At 48.3% G+C, this 2,290-nt stretch carries 2 protein-coding genes; both read left to right on the top strand.

Features of this window, described 5'->3' with window-relative positions; translation table 11 throughout:
• Positions 1-95 precede the first annotated feature (95 nt).
• The gene (locus AB4138_RS16135; protein WP_017080449.1) at positions 96-983 is read left to right on the top strand and encodes a site-specific integrase; all 888 of its coding nucleotides are present in this window, start codon (positions 96-98) and stop codon (positions 981-983) included.
• The gene (locus AB4138_RS16130; protein ID WP_372306826.1) at positions 980-2,032 is read left to right on the top strand and encodes a transposase; all 1,053 of its coding nucleotides are present in this window, start codon (positions 980-982) and stop codon (positions 2,030-2,032) included. The genes AB4138_RS16135 and AB4138_RS16130 overlap by 4 nt, the downstream gene beginning before the upstream one ends.
• Positions 2,033-2,290: the final 258 nt, after the last annotated feature.

The following is a 2,290-nucleotide window of genomic DNA, read 5'->3' as shown; positions in this document are numbered from 1 at the left end:
TTGTTGAACGAAGCCGCTACGCGGCAGAGTAAAACGAGTGCAAACCATACTCTTGTAACACCATCACCCTGATGGTCGTTCACAGGAGTAACCCCATGAAACCCGATGACTTAAAACGCTACAACACCCTTTATGAACAACACCTTACCAACCTAAAGCTGCAAGGTAAACGACCCGCGACCATTGATGCCTATTCCCGTGCGGTTCGTCGGATCACCGCTCATTTCGACCGAGCCCCTGATACATTAACGACCTCTGACCTCAAACAGTTCTTCGCGTCTCTTATTCAAACCCACTCGTGGAGCACCATAAAACTCGATCGTAATGGCTTGCAGTTTTTCTATCGCTACACGCTCGATAAACAGTGGGAGTGGCTCAATATCGTCAAGCCGCCACAAGTAAAACGACTGCCCGACATACTGACACCACAGCAAGTCAGCTCGCTGATTACTCACACTCGACAAGCACGTTATCAGGTGTTTTTTCTTACTCTGTACAGCATGGGGTTACGACTCAGTGAGGGATTAAATCTTACGGTTCATGATATCGACAGCCAAACAATGCGCGTTCACATACGGGAAGGAAAAGGCGGAAAAGACCGAATGGTGCCGCTTCCGCAGCGAACGCTTAAGGCACTCCGCACGCACTGGCTTACCCATAAGCATCCTTGCTACTTATTTCCTGGACTTGGTACATGTCACGACACCCCCATGGATCGTGGCGGAATTCAAAAGACGATGAAACTTGTACTTAAAGAGTGTGGTATCAAAAAGCATGCGAGTCCTCATTCACTCAGACATTGCTTCGCAACGCACTTACTTGAGCAAGGAGTCGACCTGCGTTCACTGCAATCACTGCTCGGTCATGCAAGCCTCAACACCACGGCACGATACACCCGAATGACTCAGATAAAGCAGCGTGATGCGGCAATGGCCATCAACCAATTAACGGATGATCTAGACTTAACATGGAGCATAAAATGAGTACTTTCATTGAACTGCTTCGCCAGCATGATAGTGCGCTTAAGCATCACTATCATGCGCAGATAAATGGCGATATGCATCGAGCTATTGGGGCGATGCTCCGTTGCAAAACAGAGCAACAAGGACGCTCACAATGGTTCTGCAGTCACTGCCATCACGATGACCGATTGCCTCTTTCTTGTGGTCATCGCCATTGCCCTCAATGCCAACAACGCACCACTTCTGACTGGCTACAGCGTCAACAGCAAAAACGGTTACCTGTTCACTATTTCATGGTGACCTTCACTTTACCGTATCAATTGAGAGTGCTGGCAAGACATCAACCTAAAGCGATATATAACGGTATGTTTAAGGTGGCATCAGGGGTATTAAAGGATTTTGCCAACCGACAACGGCAAGGTGAACTTGGTTTTACCGCCGTGTTGCATACTCACAGCCGACAACGAAACTTGCACCCACATCTGCACATTATCGTGGCGGCAGGCCAATACGACGCGTCGAGGCAAACGTGGCACAAAGGCAACAAGCATTACCTCTTCAACGCGTTTGCTTTGGCCAAAGTATGGCGAGCAAGAATGCTAGAGGCCATTAATCAACACCCAACGTTGTGGCTGCCGAGTGGCATACCCAAACAATGGGTGGTCGATTGCAGACAAGTAGGATACGGTCAGGCTGCACTCAACTATTTGGCGCGCTATCTCTATCGCGGTGTGCTGCCTGATGAAGACATCATCAGTATCACAGATGATACTGTCACCTTCCGCTATAAAGAGAGTCAGACCAATGCATGGCGAACGCGCACCTTGCCCATTCTGAAGTTTTTGCTGCTCATTTTGCAACACGTGCTGCCCAAAGGGTTGCAGAGAGTACGAGACTACGGATTTTTACGTGGTCAAGCTCACGCCTTAAGAGCCCGCATTCAACTGCTGTTATTGAACTTGGTCTATATGATGCCGCCGCTAACGGCACCGATAAGGAGCAAAGCGATAAGAATCTGCCCTTGCTGTGAGCATGAGATGGCGTGTGTTGGAGTGAGCCGACCCATGTAGCCGAAAGGCATTTGATAATAAGGAGAATGGCATTGACGAAATCAAAGGAGATGTGACGACGAAAGAAACGAAAAATAGCTAACTGGTTGATAAGATTGCTATCGCAACCTTATCTTGACCCCGCTCGCCTTGAGAAAAGCCTCAAAGCGATGTGCCCTTCAAGTTCAATCGTACAATTTACTTAACAAAGTGGCTTCGGGCTTGTTCAACACTCGGGATTTAGTGTTGGCTGCGCAACACCTTAATCCTTATTTGTTA

Source organism: Vibrio sp. 10N.286.52.C3, from assembly GCF_041468865.1.
Taxonomy (GTDB): domain Bacteria; phylum Pseudomonadota; class Gammaproteobacteria; order Enterobacterales; family Vibrionaceae; genus Vibrio; species Vibrio crassostreae_C.
Note: the sequence above shows the minus strand (reverse complement) of the source record. Positions and strands in the feature narration are given on the sequence as shown.

Bases quoted from the DNA above. Each gene is read 5' to 3' on its own strand.
- AB4138_RS16135 (WP_017080449.1), top strand. From the start codon at position 96: ATGAAACCCGATGACTTAAAACGCTACAACACCCTTTATGAACAACAC.
- AB4138_RS16130 (WP_372306826.1), top strand. From the start codon at position 980: ATGAGTACTTTCATTGAACTGCTTCGCCAGCATGATAGTGCGCTTAAG.